Consider the following 17,878-nt stretch of genomic DNA (forward strand, 5'->3'; position numbering starts at 1 on the left):
ATTAGAGAGGCGGAAATATTTATAAGAGTTCTTCTACCCAGATATAATCTGCTTCGGTTTTGCGGAGGGAAAGATTATATCCAGCTACCATAATTGAGATGGGATCTCCAAGAGGTGCGATTTTTTCAATCTTTACTGTTTCACCTGGCACGCATCCCATTTCCATCAATTTTATATGTAAATCATCACTTTCGAAAGCAGTAATTACGGCACTTTTTCCTATCGCAAGGGAGGACAATTTAATCGCACTTTTTTTCATCTCATGTGGTGTTTAATCGATGGTGCAAAGGTACTGGCTACTAAGGAGACCCCCAAAGATAGTGTGCTGTTAATCAGAAATTTCACTATACTTTTACATATAGATTTACACTATAAAAACAGCAGTTGTATATGGCGATTAATTTTACTTCTCATGAGGTAAAGGTAAACCTGAAAGAGAAAACAAGGTTGAAGGCATACATAAAAGAGAAGTTTGCACGAGAGGGACAAAAATTGAAGGATTTACAGTATGTGTTTTGTTCTGATGAGTACCTTTTGGAAATTAATCAACAGTTCCTGCAACATGATACTTATACGGATATCGTAACTTTTGAATTGGGTACAGACCCTAATATAACGGAAGGTGAAATCTATATTAGTATAGATAGGGTGAAGGATAATGCAGATAAGTTCAAGGTATCGGTAAATCAGGAATTGCATAGGGTCATTTTTCATGGAGCACTTCATTTATGTGGGTATAAGGATAAGTCGAAAGAGCAGTCGGCTACCATGAGGGCAAAGGAAAACGAGTGTTTGAAGGAATATTTAGGTATTACTATATAAATGTTCCACGTGGAACATAATTTATTTTTTTGAAAGCTACCTCATTGAGGTAGCTTTTTTTATCAGTATTAGAATTGCTTTTTGCTTTTAAGTATATGATGGCCATATCATAGCTTCGGTACAACTCTATCATTATATCATCACCAATAGTACACCAAAAGAGCACCTCAATATCCCAAGGATATTGAGGTGCTCTTTTGGTGTACTATTGGTGCTAAGTTGGTATCGATATAATGACGAAGTTTCACTATAGCTTCACCCTATTTACGAATGTTCCACGTGGAACATGATATATGGTTCCTTGGTTGTACCTTTGCATCTCTAGTATAAATATAATTATGTTTCCATCTTACGATGTTATAGTGGTAGGCGCAGGACATGCCGGTTGCGAAGCAGCGGCGGCTGCCGCGAATATGGGTTCAAAGGTTCTTTTGGTAACCATGAACATGCAGACTATTGCCCAAATGAGTTGCAACCCAGCTATGGGTGGTATCGCAAAAGGACAAATAGTAAGAGAGATTGATGCCATGGGTGGATACTCTGGTATTGTGACGGACCAGTCCATGATCCAGTTCCGTATGTTGAACAGATCTAAGGGGCCTGCTATGTGGAGTCCCCGTACCCAAAATGATAGAATGCTCTTCGCTGCCAAGTGGAGGGAAGCATTGGAGCAAACTCCAAATGTAGATTTCTATCAGGATATGGTGAAAGGCCTTCTTGTAAAAGATGGCATTTGTTATGGGGTAGTGACAGGTCTTGGACATGAAATCAAAGCAAAAAGTGTAGTTCTCACCAACGGAACTTTCCTGAATGGGGTAATGCACATCGGCGATAAACAATTCGGTGGAGGTAGGGTAGCAGAGAAAGCTGCAACCGGAATTACCGAACAATTGGTTTCTCTTGGATTCGAAAGTGATCGCCTCAAGACAGGAACACCTCCGCGTATCGATGCCAGAAGTTTGGACTATTCCAAAATGGAAGAACAAAAAGGTGATGATGTCATCACCGGTTTCTCTTACCTGGATATTGAGAAGATAAAACCTGAGCAACAAAGAAGTTGTTTCATTACCTATACCAGTGATGAGGTACATGAAATGCTGAAGACTGGTTTCGACCGGTCACCTATGTTCCAGGGTAGAATACAGGGTAGGGGACCTAGATACTGTCCAAGTATCGAAGACAAAATAAACAGGTTCGCTGAAAGGGATAGACACCAGTTGTTCGTAGAACCAGAAGGATGGAACACTGTAGAAATTTATGTGAACGGATTTTCTACCTCCCTCCCTGAGGATGTGCAATATAAAGCACTGCAATTAGTGCCGGGTTTTGAAAATGTAAAGATGTTCCGTCCGGGGTATGCTATCGAGTATGATTACTTTCCACCTACCCAATTGCAGTTCTCACTGGAGACCAAACATATTCAAAACCTCTTCTTTGCAGGTCAGATAAATGGTACTACCGGGTATGAAGAAGCAGCATGTCAGGGTTTGATCGCAGGTATTAATGCTCACCTTAAGGCAACCGGTCAGGCACCTTTTGTACTGAAAAGAAGTGAAGCATATATCGGGGTACTCATCGATGACCTGATCAACAAGGGTACAGATGAACCTTACCGTATGTTTACCTCCCGTGCAGAATTCAGAACATTGCTTCGTCAGGATAATGCGGATCTGAGACTGACCGAACGAAGTCATAAAATTGGTTTGGCCGGAGAGAACAGGATGGAAAAAGTAAGAACGAAATCAGAAGGAGTAGAAAAAATAAAATCGATTCTGAAAGAATTGCCTATCGATCCGGAAGAAATTAACCACTTCCTGGCAGAGAAAAATACTTCTCCTCTGCCTCAGAGAATTCGTGCTTACCAGATTTTGTTACGTCCCTCTATGGATATTTTCTCTATGAGGGATAATGTGGCAAAGATGAAAAATGCACTTGCTGCATTCGACAATGAAACTTTGGAACAGGCAGAGATCCAGATTAAGTATGAAACATACATTGAAAAAGAAAATGAACTGGTGAAAAGAATGAGTCAACTCGAGGACCTGGTGATCCCGGATAGTTTTGATTATACAAAATTGGTATCATTGAGTGCAGAGGCGAGGCAGAAATTTAATAAAATCAGACCTCGTACTTTGGGACAAGCATCCAGAATCAGTGGGGTAAATCCAAGTGATGTACAAATTCTGATGGTGTATATGGGACGATAAAACTCGTATTTTAAATTTTTATTTATAGAATAAAAAATACATGCTTTTGTAGAGCATGTATTTTTTTTTGACTATATTCGTTTTTATAAGTACTGAATCATATCCCTCAATGAAACAACACAACTATGAGCACTAGACCAAAACATATTTTCCCTGTAGTATGATTCCTACTTTAGACCTTATGAAATTATCCACCTTTAGAAAATAAAACTGAACATACGTTTTTATAAATTCCTGTATTCGTAGCTTAAGAAATTTGTCATGAAAGGTAAGGTATTCCCTTGCCTGTATATTACTTAAAGTGAAGGTTAAATTAGAAGTATAATAAACACCCGGTCCCTTTCTTCGGACTGGGTTCTTTGTTTTAAATAAGTCTATAAAAATAGCGCTATGAATTTTGCCCTTGGGCAAAATTCATAGCGTCCATTGGAAATCAGTACTTTTCAGAAGGGAAATCCCTGATTTCTAATAAATTATTGAAAATCAATGTTTTATGTTAATATGAGCTGACTTCATTATCTCCTTAAATTTCGACGATCACTGCATGGCCTATACCAATACTTCAAAATAAGGGTCAAATTAAAATTACCCCCTTAAAATGCGTTTTCCTGTTATTAGATACTTTTAGTAATTTGTTTAGGCATAACAATTCCCGAATATGATCAAAATCTTACTCACCAGCACAGCTTTACTTTTTGCCTCTACTTTGCTTGCACAAACAGATACATCTTCCGCTGAAAAATATTTACTCATCGGTGCCTATACCAAAACACCAGATGAAGGTATCAGCGTCTATGCTTTCAATACCCAAACCGGTAGCTTCCGGTTTGTAAGCACTGCCAAAAATGTAGAGAACCCTTCTTACCTCGTTATCTCTCCGAATCACAAATATGTGTATGCCGTGGATGAAACGAATGGAAATAATCCCGGTAATGTAAGTGCCTTTGAATGGGATACTATTTCCGGCCAACTTACTTTTCTAAATAAACAACCTTCAGGTGGTGACGACCCTTGTTATATCACCACTGACCAGGATGGAAAATATGTGGTAGTCGCCAATTACTCAGGTGGTAGTTTTTCTATCCTCCCTGTTAAACCAGATGGCCGACTCGAAGCACCTGTTCAAACTATTGAACATACCGGCTCCGGCCCCAACAAAGAGCGACAGGAAAAACCACATGTGCATTGTGTGTATTTCAGCCCGGATCACCAGCAATTATATGTATCCGATCTGGGTATCGATCAGATAGCTATTTACAATTACCGTCAGGGCGATGTACAACCAGTAGTACCAGCTAATCCTGGATTTGCACCTTTTCCTCCGGGATCAGGTCCCCGCCACCTTGTATTCCACCCCAATGGAAAATGGGTATATGTATTGCATGAACTGGATGGAAAAATTACAGCTTTCCATTATGATAAGGGAAAGCTGACACCTTTCCAGCCAGTGTCTATTTTGCCGGACAATTTCAAAGGCAAACCTTGGGCTGCTGACCTCCACATTTCACCAGATGGAAAATTTTTATACGCTACAAATCGTGATCCTCTCAATAATATTTTAACTTTTTCTATCAACGCCAAAACAGGTAATCTGGTGAAAAAAGGAGAGAGCGCAACAGGTGGAAAAACACCAAGAAATTTTGTGATCGACCCGAGCGGCAACTTCCTGCTGGTGGCTCATCAGAATTCAAATAATGTGACTGTCTTTAAAAGAGATAAAATAACCGGGCTCCTCAAAAAACAAAAGGAAGAGCTGAAGACACCCAGCCCCGTATGTTTGAAATTCATAGGCAGTAATTAAATCGCATTGGCATAACTTTTTCCATAAATACTTAAAAGATCAAGCCATGAAAAATAAAGACTTAAAAAATAAAGATGGGAATGAACACATTCCAAACCAGGATGAATTAGCGGAAAAGAGAGATCAGACATTTCCGGGATATCCTACTTATCCTGCCAGTGAAGACATCATGAACAATGAAGAGAGAGAGGAACTGGATGTGGAAGGCGTAACAGGGTCTCGAAGGATCAACAATGAAATAGCCAGAGAAGAAGGTTCCGTTCCGGGAGAATTCAATGATGAAGACGACCTGGATGTACCAGGCAGTGAACTGGATGATGCAGATGAAGAAATTGGTGAGGAAGATGAAGAAAATAATTATTACAGCTTAGGTGGAGACAGGCATGAAGATCTGGACGAGACGAATGAAGATGATATTTAATCAATTACAATAATGGTGTGAACAATCTGCACACTGCATCTATAAAACGCTGCCAGATAGAGCGGTTTTTCCAGGTGCGCCTTTCGATCTGAACGGCATCCTGTAAATCCTGTTCAAAGGCAGCGTTTAATTTATGTACTACCGGCCGGTCATATACGACTACTGCAATTTCACTGTTTAAATAAAAGCTTCTGTTATCAAGGTTCACAGTACCTACTATGGCCAGGTTATCGTCGATCACGATTGTCTTGGCGTGAATAAATCCTTTCTGATAGAAATAAACTTTTGCACCTGCATCCAGCATAGGTTTCACATATGATTGTGCAGCATGTTGTACAAAAAATGAATCGCCACGCGAAGGTATTATTAGTTCAACATTTTTTCCTGCCAGTGCGGCCATCTGTAATGCACTCAGTATCTGATCATTAGGAATGAAATATGGATTGCTGATACGGATACTTCTTCTCGCTACATTGATCGCCATAAGTATGGTCTGCATCGACATTGGAAAATCTGAATCAGGTCCGCTGGCTACGATATCTGCAAAGCAATGTTCTTTTATATGGGAGCGATGAAAGTAAGGATCACTGAATGGAAATGTATTCTTACTGCAATAACGATAACTCATCATGAACTGTAACTGCAACAGGTTTACTACATCACCTTCCAGCTGCAAATGCGTGTCTCTCCAGAACACAGGATGCTTGCCGTTATTGAGATATCGGTCATCCATATTGATGCCGCCAGTGAAGCCGATATTGCCATCTATGACGATAATCTTACGGTGATTACGATAGTTTGCATTCAGGTAGAAATTGATGAGTACTGGAGAGAACTTAAATACTTCTGCACCATGTTCTTCCAACAGGTCCGGGATATCGCCAATGTCACTGCATCCCAGGTCATCGTATACAAACCTGACTTCTATGCCTTCTTTTAATTTCTCTATGAGTATGTCTGCTACTTCGTTGCCTACATCATCTGCGGCAAAGATGTAGTACTCCATGTGTATATGATGTTTGGCTTCCCTGAGAGCTTTCATCACTGCGGGGAATTTCTCTTCACCATTGAGTAAGATCTGGACTTTATTATTCTGAGAAAGGACGGAGTTTCTGGTATTCAACAGCATAGCAGAGATCTCCTGTTTGCTGGATACAGAATGGCGGAGGGCGAGCTGCATGTGTTCAATTTCTCTACGCTGTGATTCCCAATATCTTAGCATCAAAGTCTCGTCCTTACTGCCTTTCAGGGTAAAGCGGCGACGCTTGCGGAGGTCACGGCCCAGGTAGTAATATACAATCAATCCGAGAATGGGGACGAACACCAGTAACATGATGTAGGACAACGCTTTGACAGGGTTACGGTTTTCCAGCAGGATAGTGCCGACCACCCCTATAAAAGAAAGGCTGATCAATACATAGCCGATGATCTTGATGGCAATGTGCCAGTTCGTGCCCCAAAGAAAATATAATACCTGATACACGTGTTGCTATATGGTTATGTATGATAAAGATAGTGCTGAAATTCTATATCGAACGAATTGATGCTGCCAGAGACAGCATCAATTCGTTCGAAGGGCATTTGGGAAGGCTTTCGCCAAAACCTGACACCCGCATTTATAAACTGTTAATTTTCTAACTCCTCAGCTATTGTACCAAATAATTATTAATATCATTCGTTCTAAAAATAATTAGTAATTTTTTTGTTGTAATAACAAACTGTACATGCAGGAATCAATCCTCTCCAAACTGGAAGCCTCGAGAAGGGAGTTGCTCGACCTCGGACTGCGTAACCCTTTATTAAATTATCGCTTACCGGTTAGCCGTGGAGTCCATATCGATCAGGAAAAGAGTGCCAACGTATATGAAGTGTTGGTGAAACAGGGTAAGGCGATGACGTTTTTACCCAAACCAGGAAATAAAGAAAACAAAGAGAAAGCTGTTGCCCTGGAAGATAATGCAGCCAATATACTGGACGACCCCAATGCATTTTTGAAAGAAGAAGTATTGGTAACTCCATCTGCTACTGACGATGCAGAACTTCCGAAAGAAGAGCAAAAAGAGGGATCTACCGCACTGCCTGAAGCAGTTGTGTACGATACCCGTTTGCAAACTACGGAAGCTGCCGCCGCACTACAAAACAGATTACTCAATACTTACTATGCAGCACGTACCAGTCTGGAAGAACAAGGTGTAAATATTCTCTTCCTTACTTTAGGTATGTTGCAGTGGTATGAGAAAGACAATACCAAAGAAGCAAGACAAGCACCTTTGATACTCATACCAGTATCACTGGAAAGAAGTAGTGCACGTGAGCGTTTTCGTTTGCGGTATACAGGTAGTGATGTAGAAATGAACTTAAGCTTACAAACCAAGATCAAAACAGACTTCGGAATTGTATTGCCAGACATGCCGGAAACTGATGAAATTTCTATCAATGACTACCTGCAGGAAATTGCAGATGCGGTATATGGTATGCCGAAGTGGGAAGTGAAAATGGATACCGTTGAATTAGGATTTTTCTCTTTCGGAAAACTGATGTTGTACCATGATCTGGATAGTGAAAACTGGCCGGCGGATGAACAACCAGCTGTGCATCCTGTATTGCAAAGTTTATTTGGTGGAGGTTTTAGTGAAGGTGAACCTCGTGTAAGTGACGAAACATTTATCGACACTGAAACCAATGCACATGAAATGCATCAGGTAGTAGATGCGGATGGTTCACAACTACTCGCCATGCTTGCTGTGCAGGAAGGAAAAAATCTTGTGATTCAGGGACCTCCTGGTACTGGTAAATCACAGACCATTACTAACCTGATTGCTAATGCAATTGGTGAAGGAAAGAAAGTACTTTTCGTTGCAGAAAAAATGGCAGCATTAGAAGTGGTGAAGAGAAGGCTGGATAGTATTCAACTGGGCGACGCATGTTTAGAACTGCATAGTCATAAAGCAAATAAAAAAGAATTACATCAGGAACTGCGTCGTACACTGGAATTAGGTAAACCAGCGATTATGCAATTGCAACAGGAAGTTGCTTTACTTCATGAGTACAGACGTGAGTTGAATGATTATTGTTTATCAGTAAATGCACCTGTTGGTAAAAGCGGATTGACGCCACAACAACTGATGGGATACCTGTTGCAATTAAAAGAAGCAGCAGGGGATCTGATTTTACCACGTATACCTATTTATGATATTGCAAACTGGGATGCCAGCAATATGCAACGTGCAGAAAATATGGCGAACAGGATTACTGCACGCTTAGGTGAAACGGGTATGCCATCTGCATTATTATTCTGGGGGAGTCAGTTAACTATTTTAACACCATCGGAACAAGAGAAACTGATACCACTCATGCAACAAACTGTTGAGACAATAAAAAGTCTGCAACATGAAAGTGCGATGATTGCTGCGCAGGTGGGTATACCGATGCCATTGAATAAGAAGGATACAATGGATCTTTCTTATGTGGTGCAAATGGCTTCTGTACGTCCTGAATTAACAGGTGTGAATATTTCGAATGTAGTCTGGCTGCAAAGAAAAGAAGACATCAAAGAACTGTTGCAAACAGGAAAAAGATTAGCACAGATTCATCAGGTGTATGATGCAATTTTGATACCTGAAGCATGGGAACAAAATGTGCTGGAGATCAGACAAAATCTGTTAGCATATGGAGAGAAGTGGTTCAAGTTTGCCATTGGCGATTACAATCGAAGTAATCGTCAGTTAGCTGCTTTGTGTAGAAATGGTGCACCTGCTGATGCGGCCGCAAAACTCGCTTGTGTAGATGCAATCATGGAAGCAAAGCGATTGGACAAACAAGTGCAGGATGATGAAACATTGGCTAAAGATCTGTTTGGTCAACGCTGGCAAAAAGGATTGAGTAACTGGAACGAACTGGAAGCGATCACTAATTATTTAAGTGATGTGCACAGGCAGGTGAGTATCGGTTCATGTGATAAAGTGATCCTCTCTTATCTTGAAAAAAATGAGCCTGTTGCTGCAGCAAAAAAATATCTCGATACGCTGTTAAAATATTTACAACAACATGGAACTGCTATCGAACAAATTGTGACAGCGACTGCATTCAATGAACAAATTCGATACAAAGAAATTACTCCTTTATTACAACGTTCTTACGAAGATCAGATCGTGCTGATGGAATCATGGAGTACAGGATTACCTGAAATACATTTAATGATTTCGTGGAATAATTTAGCCACATCTGCTATCAATGAAGGATTGGAATCTTTGATCGATGCAGTTGTTTATTGGCCGGAAGCACAGAAAGGTTTGAAACCTGCTTTGCAAAAAACATGGTACGAATATTTGTATGAACAGGCATTGGTGAAATATGCTGCATTGAGAAAATTTGAAAGAGCAAGTCATGAATCATCAGTGAAACAGTTTGTAAAACTGGATACACTCAACCTGCAATATAATCGTGCACGTGCTGCATTAAAACATTGGGATGGTATACCACCCCTGGATGCAGGAGGACAAGTGAATGTACTGCGTACTGAATTCAATAAGAAAGCAAGACATATGCCCATCCGAAAACTGATGCAGGTAGCGGGATTGGCAGTACAGGCTATCAAACCTGTATTCATGATGAGTCCATTGTCTATTGCTAATTTTTTACCACCGGGATCATTGCAGTTTGATCTGGTCATATTCGATGAAGCTTCGCAGGTAAGACCGGTCGATGCATTGGGGGCATTGCTGAGAGGAAAACAATTAGTGGTAGTGGGCGATAGCAAACAGATGCCTCCGGGTAGTTTCTTCGATTCATTATTAAAGGAGACTGATGATGAAGAAAATGTGACTGCGGATATGCCAAGTATATTAGGAATGTGTGATGCACAGGGTGCTCCACAACGTATGTTGCGCTGGCACTATCGAAGCCGTCATGAATCATTGATCACTTTGTCTAACCAGGAATTTTATGAGAACAAACTGGTGATCTTCCCAAGTCCTGGTGCGACGCATCAGATGGGGTTGATTTATCATCATCTAAAAGATACTGTTTACGATCGTGGTAAGACGCGTACTAATCAACAGGAAGCAAATGCAATTACAGAAGCGGTGATCAGACATGCAAAAGAACATCCTGATTTAAGTTTAGGTGTGGTGGCATTTAGTACTGCACAAATGCAGGCGATACAGGAATCACTGGAAGCAGCGAGAAAGAAACTGCCTGAAGTAGAATCATTTTTTAAAGCACATCCGCATGAACCATTTTTTGTAAAGAACCTTGAGAATGTACAGGGTGATGAACGTGATGTTATTTACATCAGCATAGGATATGGTCGTACAGCCGATGGTTCTGTGAGTTTGGCATTTGGTCCGTTGAATAATGAAGGAGGTGAGAAGAGATTGAACGTATTGATCACGCGTGCAAAACAAAGATGTGAAGTATTTACGAACCTGACTTCGGATGATATAGATATGAACCGTACGGAGAGTGAAGGAGTGAAGGCATTGAAGAACTTCCTCTACTTTGCACAGTATGGACAATTGTATACACCATCTGCTGATGGAATGCCGGCGAGAATACCTTTTGAAGAAGAAGTAGCGAAACATTTACAGGCAGCGGGATATGCTGTACATAAACAAGTGGGTAGTAAAGGATTCTTTATTGATCTGGCCATTTCTGATCCTGAACATCCGGGTAAGTATATGATAGGTATTGTGTGTGATGGTGAAGGATATAATTCTGCACGTTCTGCAAGAGACAGAGATAGATTGAGACAACAGGTGATGGAAGATATGGGATGGAACTTATATCATGTATGGAGTACAGATTGGTTCAGACATCCTGCCAGAGAGATCAAGCGATTGTTAGCTTCGGTTGAACTTGCAAAAAGTAATGAAGTGATTCCTGAAGAAGAACCTGAGATGGAAGAAGATTTTACCATGGTGAGAGAAGAAGAAGATATGACGATGCCGGAGCAGCCATTGTATGAAACTGCTATCTTACCGTTTGAGATTTCCAGTAAAGAATTGCATGCACATGGGTTGGATAAATTAAGGAGCTGGTTAGAAAAAATTGTGCAGGTAGAGAGCCCGGTACATACAGAGGAAGTAGCGAGAAGAATGATTGAAGCAGCAGGTGTAGCAAGAGTGGGTAGCCGTATACGTGAAACGTTGAAACAGGCGATATCAAGTGCGGAGGAGAGTGGGAGTATTGTGGTGAAAGAACCGTTCTTGTGGGATGCGAAAATGGAAGTACCGGTATTGAGGAATAGGGCGAATATGCCGGCGGCATCAAGGAAGGTGATGTATATAGCGCCGGAGGAAATGACGGTGGCGATAGAGAAGGTGGTGAGAGATGCGGTGGCGATTACAGAGGAGGCAGCGATACCGTTAGTGGCGAAGGCGTTAGGTTTTACGAGAGCAACAGAGGAGTTGAAGCAGGAGCTTTCTAATGCGGTTAAACAAGCTATTGAAGCAGGGGGGATTATTCAGGATGATGAATGGCTGAAAGTATGTTGATTATATCTGTCAATAACATCTGTTACACAACCAAAAAGGTCCTGCCTCTGGCAGGACCTTTTTGGTTGTGTAACAGAAATTGGGTGTTACTGAAAGTAACACCCAATTTCTGTTATTTTTTTAGTACCAGATCTTCTCTGGCCGCCCAATTATTGATATCCTGTTTACTCAACGCTGCCGCCATCATATCAGGAAACTTATCTGGCGTACATGCAAATACAGGGATACCTAAATTAGAAAGAAACTGTGCATTGTCATGATCATAATAAGGGGCACCATCATCATTCAATGCAAGCAATACTATTACCTGTACACCAGCTGCTACTAATTCAGCAGCACGCTTACGCATACGATCATTACTACCCCCTTCAAATAAGTCAGTGATTAATACCAGTACAGTATCTGTTGGTCTTGTAATAATCTGCTGGCAATAATTCAGTGCTAACTGAATATCTGTACCGCCACCTAACTGTACACCGAATAATAGATCAACAGGATCTTTTAATTCTTCTGTGAGATCTGCAACTGATGTATCGAATACGACCATCTTTGTTTTGATGGCAGGAATAGATGCCATGACAGAACCAAAGATACCGGAGTATACAACTGATGTACCCATAGATCCACTTTGATCCAGACAAAGAACCACATCTTTTAAAGATGTTGTTTTACGGCCGTAACCAATACGTGTTTCAGGTATAATCGTTTTATAATCAGGTTGATAGTGACGCAGATTTTTTAAGATGGTCGCATGCCAGTTGATTTCATTATGTTTAGGACGGCGATTGCGGATGCTGCGATGTAAACTACCGGTAATAGCTTGTTGTGTAGGTTGTGTGAGTTTCTTCAATAACTCTTCTACCACTCTGCGTACCACTTGTCTGGCAGTATCTTTTGTTTTATCAGGGATAGCATGACGCAATGTCAATAAAGTTGCAACCAGGTGCACATCAGGTTCTACATTTTCCAGCATCTCTTTTTCAAAGAGCATCTGTGTGATGTTTAACCTTTGCAATGCATCGCGTTGCATAACTTGTACAACAGAAGCAGGGAAGAAGGTGCGTATGTCTCCTAACCAACGGCTTACGTTAGGAGAGGAGGGACCGAGCCCGCCTTTCTTTTCACTGTCGTAGAGGGCTTCGAGGGTTTGGTCCATTTTCAATTCATCACCAGTGAGATTGAAGCCGGTGCCGTCTGATTCTTTACCACCGAGTACGAGTCGCCATTTATGTAAGTTGTCCATAAGGTTTCTTTTTATTGAAATTTCTGCTGCTCCCATTCGGGAGCACCAGAAATTTCAATTGGGCTTATTTTTATGATTTAAGTCCCAGCATTTTCATCACAATCGGAATACCTTTTTCTGCACGCGCTTCATCGAAATGCAATTCGACAGCTGCAGCCGCACTACCTGTAGTGACACCACTCTTTGCTTTCTCGCCGAGCTTTCTTCTTTCAGGTTTACTGAATCCTGAAAATGTTCTTCTCAGTAAAGGCAGCAGTTGTGTAAATGTATCCTGCTCCAATTGGTTCATCCAGTTATTCACCACTGTCCACAGATCATTATCTACTAACAATAATGTACCACTTCCTTTTAAGAAACCTTCCAGCCATGCAGCAGCTACAGCAGGAGGATTGGCAGTAGACATCGCGAAGCTGAATGCTTTCACCAGTTCTGCACCTGTAATTTGCCTGTGATCAGATAATAAGCGGGTAGCATATCCACCGATCACCGGCGAAGTGTTATTATTATGTGCGATATAAGATAATGTCTGTTGCCATTGTGTAGTGAGATCATCCTGTTGCAATAGGAGGATCGCATCGTTCATATTGTAGAATAATTCCAGCAGCTGTGCTGCCGCATCTTCTGCAAGACTTGTACAGGCTGCAGGTAAACTGATGCAGATACGGGTAATCATGCTATTGATGATACCTTCTACCAGTGCAGCATCTGTTTTCCGTACGTTACCATATCTGCTGATCTGTACCAGGTTTGGCAATACCGTCATCAGCTGCATCACATCGCCGGTGGCAGCAGCGAGATTATTGATCTGCCGGATTAATAAATCGACGGCAGCATCCAGTTCTGCAGGTATCGCACTTTCCAGTAAGTCGCATACTTCTTTCAGGGTAGTGGCTTCCTGTGTACGATATTTTACATAACTATTGGTGGCTTCTTCTACTGTGTTGCCCCAGCTACCTCTTTCAATGATATCGATAGATAAAGAGGGATCCCATTGCAAACGCCATTGTTCCTTGAATGTACCTTTACCAGATACATCATAACGATCCCCCCATTTAATACCTAAGAGTTCAAGACGATGCAGGAAGATACTTCGTTCCAGGTCGTTTTCTTTTCTAAGATCTAAAGTGTAATCTTTGAAATCGGCTATCTGTGGTAAGCGAAGTTTCTTTTGCAGTTTTTCGATATCAGTCTGCAATGGCGGACGAGGTACATCGATGGGTACCTCACCAATCTTATCACTGACGATCAAAGATTTCTCGATCAGTTTGATCAGGATGTCTTCACCATTACAGAGTACACTAAGTGTCGCTTCATTTAGTTCTTCCAATCCTGGTCTTGGTAAACCACGAAGTGATGCTAATGCTGTGGCAAGGCGAACTGCTTCCATTACATGTGCGACGGAAATATCTTTTTGTTCTTCCCTGAACAGTCTTGCTACGCGAGCCATCCAGCGGATACCATCGTCAGCGGGGTGATTCCAGATATGCTCATACCAACCGGGCGAATTGATGCCTGCACCATAACCACTTTTGTAACTCAAACGGTTGTATGTCCAGGGTACCCATGATACCGCTGTTTTTACTTTTGGTAATCCCTTGAGCAGTTCATTATCATCCTTTGCTTTAGGCATGTGTGTAAGTGCAGGTGCGTGCCATGCACCACATATCACAGCAATCTCTGTGTACATTTCTTTTTCTGCCTGGCGGATAGTTTTACGCATCCATGCTTCACGCAATTGTTCTTCCCTGTCGTAGGGGAGAGGAAGATCTGTACGCAGGGCATGCATGCCTTCGGTGATGGCATCGAATACCTGTTCTTCGTCCTGGCGGTATTCGAATTCATGTTCCCACCAGGTTTCTTCTTCTTCAAAACCAGCAGCAGCGGCCAGCCATGCAATGGGATTACGCCGGAGTGTTACTGCATCAGGAACAACTACATTATTATTCAGAGAAGAATCAGCTGTGGGTTGATGCCGCAGTTCAAACTGATTCGCCATTGGCAGATCCATGAATTTGACAGGGATCTTATTTTGTCTTGCATACAGGATTGCCTGCCACTCCGGAGAAAATTCCGAGAACGGATAGAACACTGCTTTCTTTGGGTCATCGGGTTGGAATACGAGAATTGCTACCGGTGGTTTCAATTCATCATGTCCCACCCATTCCAGTATACCATCAGCATCTGGCGGGCCTTCTACCAGCACGATGTCCGGTTTGATCTTTTCCAGGGCAGCGCGTACTCTCCTGGCAGAACCGGGGCCATGGTGCCGTATGCCCAGTATATGAATTGGCATAGTATATATTTACATGTCCCGGAATGCCCGGTAAATATCCTTCCACTCTTCTCTTGTTTTGATGACAGTCTCAAGGTATTCCTGCCATACAATTTTATCCTGCACGGGATCTTTGACCACAGCACCAATGATACCTGCTGCGATATCTGCTGCTTTGAGCGAACCATCACCAAAGTAAGCAGCCATGGCCAGGCCATTGTTTACTACAGAAATTGCTTCGGCAGTGCTGAGGGTACCACTTGGTATTTTGATTTTGGTCTTACCATCGGCAGTGATACCGCTACGCAGTTCGCGGAAGATGGTTACGATACGACGGATCTCTGTCAGGGCTGGTTTCTCAGCTGGGAGGTCCATTACCTTCTCATAACTTTCTACTCTTCTCCTCACGATGTCGATCTCTTCTTCCATGTTGTCAGGAACAGGTAGAATAACGGTATTAAAACGGCGTTTTAAGGCACTGGAAAGGTCGTTTACACCTTTATCCCTATTGTTGGCTGTAGCGATGATATTAAATCCTTTTTGGGCCATTACTTCTGTATTCAGCTCAGGTACAGGCAGTGTTTTTTCAGAGAGGATGGTGATGAGGGTATCCTGAACATCTGCACCGATACGGGTCAGCTCTTCGATACGGGCGATCTTACCATCTTTCATTGCACGCATTACCGGAGTTTCAACAATAGCGCCCATGGTGGGGCCTTCTGCCAGCAGGCTGGCATAGTTCCAGCCATAACGAATGGCTTCTTCACCAGTGCCGGCGGTACCCTGTACGATCAGGGTAGAGTCACCACTGATAGCAGCTGCAAGATGTTCACTCACCCAACTCTTGGCGGTACCAGGCAGGCCGTATAACAGCAATGCCCTGTCAGTAGTAAGTGTGGCTACTGCGATCTCCATGAGACGGCGGTTACCAATGTATTTAGGCTGTATTTCAAATCCATTTTTCAGTGTACCTCCCATAAGGTAAGTAACTACGGCTTGTGGAGATAATTTCCACATATAAGGACGCTTTTCAGTATCCTGTTTTTGCAGTTCTTCCAGTTCCTGTGCGAACAGTTGTTCCGCGTGTTGACGTAAAATGTTGGACATTTTTTATCTGCTTAAAAAGGTGATCATTTTTTATTGATGAAAGCTTTATTGATGGCTGCCTTGCAGGTCAATAATCTTTTGATGTGTTCAGTCGTATTGTTCCAGGTAGCCTGATAGGCAGGCAAGTCAGGTGCGAAACTTTCCAGCTCGCCTGCGATTGACAAGGGTATATTCTGTACCTGTTTGTCAAAGAAATTGCGGTTGTACTGGTAAGGGTTTTTAGCAATCCATTTGAATAGTTCTCTGGTCAGAGGAAGCCCCCATTCATAATCACGTTCGCTGAGGAAGCGGATCAGAAACTGTGGTTCTTTTTCAAAGAATCTCAGTGCATAGGCTTCCTGTTCGTGAACGGGTAATGCTTCCAGTGCATCTTTGAAAAACTCTTTGCTTTCTTTCAGTATCAGCTGAAGCCATTCAAGGTCTTTGAAGCGGATGGCGGCTAAACCCAATGCCTGATTAAATTGCTGTGTAAGCTCAGTATTGTTAAAATAAGTAATGACACCTTTCTTATCTGTTTGCAGATAATTTTCCCACCATACAGGGGGTACATATGTTGTAAGCTGATAGAGAATGAAAGCATCATCGCTCACGCTTTTAGAACTGCTTAATAACTGGATACCTGAATCAGCAATCCGCTTATCAGAAGGTAGTTGCAATTCGATGTCCAGCGACTTCTTATTCATCAATCCTTTTTTGGAAGGTGTGATGCTTTGCTGCAACAACTGCCAGTAAGCCTGAATGATAGCAGACGTGGGGAGTTGTTTGAGTAATGTCCATGTTTCGTCTTTTACTTTAGAGCTTTTGTCAGTGAGCAGTGTTTCCAGCCAGGGCACATCTTCTTCACCAGCATTGATCTGCAATACTTTCAGAAGTTCGGCTCGGGTAGCAGCGTTTTCCTGTGACCAGGTTTGTTGCAGCCATTCTCTGGCTTGTGCAGGGTTTTCCTGTCTGATTGAAGACAGTACCTGTTTGCGTTCTTCCAGTGATCCTGTTTGCCAGCGTTCTTCGTTAGTCTCTGCTTTTTTGAAAGCCCATGCAGGATTGAGTTGGCCGAGCCATTCCCCTCTCTTGCCACAAACGGTGACAGCGATATTTCTCCATTGTTTTTCCCTGATGGCCATATCCATCAGGGTAGGAATGAATTCAGGAGGCGCCAGTTGTTGTGCTGAAGCACAGGCTTCCATCCAGTAGAGGATGAGTACCTGTAGTCCCATGTCGATCGCAGTGTGTAATGCCTGCCATGCAGCAGGACTACAATAGGGCAGTACTTCGGCAGGTGCAGGTTCGAGGGTGACACTGCTGTCTTGTAGTGCAGTGACGCCACTCTGGCGATAGTTGAGCGCAATAGCGGCGAGGTGCAGAAACTGTGTTTCCACATCCAGCGATTTATTTCCCAATACGGTATCAGCTACGGCAGATAATGCAGGGGGTAGATCGTCTTTGCGCAGTTGCTTTTTGCCTGTACCTAACAGGACGGTGTTAACAATATTATTCCACATAAGTTTTGTCCC

Annotated in this window: 11 protein-coding genes; 5 read left to right on the plus strand and 6 right to left on the minus strand. The window is 42.3% G+C overall.

Going from position 1 to position 17,878, the window contains the following annotated elements; all coding sequences use genetic code 11:
• Positions 1 to 19: 19 nt before the first annotated feature.
• Positions 20 to 259: a FeoA family protein gene (locus tag SIO70_RS05065; protein WP_320579882.1), complete on the minus strand. Its 240-nt coding sequence runs from the start codon at positions 257 to 259 to the stop codon at positions 20 to 22.
• Positions 260 to 390: 131 nt separating this feature from the next.
• Here SIO70_RS05065 and ybeY point away from each other — a divergent pair, with 131 nt between their 5' ends.
• The 4 genes from ybeY to SIO70_RS05085 all read left to right on the plus strand — a co-directional run bounded on the left by ybeY (position 391) and on the right by SIO70_RS05085 (position 5,251).
• Positions 391 to 822 (plus strand): rRNA maturation RNase YbeY, encoded by a 432-nt coding sequence (ybeY, locus tag SIO70_RS05070; RefSeq protein WP_320579883.1) that lies wholly within the window; start codon positions 391 to 393, stop codon positions 820 to 822.
• A gap of 338 nt (positions 823 to 1,160) precedes the next feature.
• Entirely contained in the window at positions 1,161 to 3,029 is a 1,869-nt protein-coding gene (gene mnmG / locus SIO70_RS05075; RefSeq protein WP_320579884.1) for a tRNA uridine-5-carboxymethylaminomethyl(34) synthesis enzyme MnmG, read from the plus strand.
• 658 nt (positions 3,030 to 3,687) lie between these two features.
• A complete protein-coding gene (locus SIO70_RS05080; RefSeq protein WP_320579885.1) occupies positions 3,688 to 4,830 on the plus strand; it encodes a lactonase family protein in 1,143 nt (380 codons plus the stop codon).
• Between the two features lie 46 nt (positions 4,831 to 4,876).
• Positions 4,877 to 5,251: a hypothetical protein gene (locus tag SIO70_RS05085; protein ID WP_320579886.1), complete on the plus strand. Its 375-nt coding sequence runs from the start codon at positions 4,877 to 4,879 to the stop codon at positions 5,249 to 5,251.
• A gap of 4 nt (positions 5,252 to 5,255) precedes the next feature.
• Here SIO70_RS05085 and cls read toward each other — a convergent pair whose 3' ends face one another.
• Positions 5,256 to 6,734: a cardiolipin synthase gene (gene cls, locus SIO70_RS05090; protein ID WP_320579887.1), complete on the minus strand. Its 1,479-nt coding sequence runs from the start codon at positions 6,732 to 6,734 to the stop codon at positions 5,256 to 5,258.
• A gap of 241 nt (positions 6,735 to 6,975) precedes the next feature.
• Between cls and SIO70_RS05095 the strand changes: the two genes are divergently transcribed.
• Complete coding sequence (locus SIO70_RS05095; RefSeq protein WP_320579888.1) at positions 6,976 to 11,745, plus strand: DUF3320 domain-containing protein; 4,770 nt, start codon at positions 6,976 to 6,978, stop codon at positions 11,743 to 11,745.
• A gap of 112 nt (positions 11,746 to 11,857) precedes the next feature.
• On the opposite strand, the gene SIO70_RS05100 is transcribed toward SIO70_RS05095, so the two are convergent.
• From SIO70_RS05100 to SIO70_RS05115, 4 genes are all read right to left on the minus strand, one after another.
• The gene (locus SIO70_RS05100) at positions 11,858 to 12,988 is read right to left on the minus strand and encodes a vWA domain-containing protein (RefSeq protein WP_320579889.1); all 1,131 of its coding nucleotides are present in this window, start codon (positions 12,986 to 12,988) and stop codon (positions 11,858 to 11,860) included.
• A gap of 70 nt (positions 12,989 to 13,058) precedes the next feature.
• Positions 13,059 to 15,281 carry a DUF5682 family protein gene (locus SIO70_RS05105; RefSeq protein ID WP_320579890.1) on the minus strand — a complete coding sequence of 741 codons (2,223 nt, stop codon included), beginning with the start codon at positions 15,279 to 15,281 and terminating at the stop codon, positions 13,059 to 13,061.
• A 9-nt stretch (positions 15,282 to 15,290) separates the two neighbouring features.
• The gene (locus SIO70_RS05110) at positions 15,291 to 16,367 is read right to left on the minus strand and encodes an ATP-binding protein (RefSeq protein ID WP_320579891.1); all 1,077 of its coding nucleotides are present in this window, start codon (positions 16,365 to 16,367) and stop codon (positions 15,291 to 15,293) included.
• A 23-nt stretch (positions 16,368 to 16,390) separates the two neighbouring features.
• Entirely contained in the window at positions 16,391 to 17,866 is a 1,476-nt protein-coding gene (locus tag SIO70_RS05115) for a DUF5691 domain-containing protein (RefSeq protein ID WP_320579892.1), read from the minus strand.
• Between the last annotated feature and the right edge of the window lie 12 nt (positions 17,867 to 17,878).

It is taken from the genome of Chitinophaga sancti (assembly GCF_034087045.1).
GTDB classification, from domain to species: Bacteria; Bacteroidota; Bacteroidia; order Chitinophagales; family Chitinophagaceae; genus Chitinophaga; species Chitinophaga sancti_B.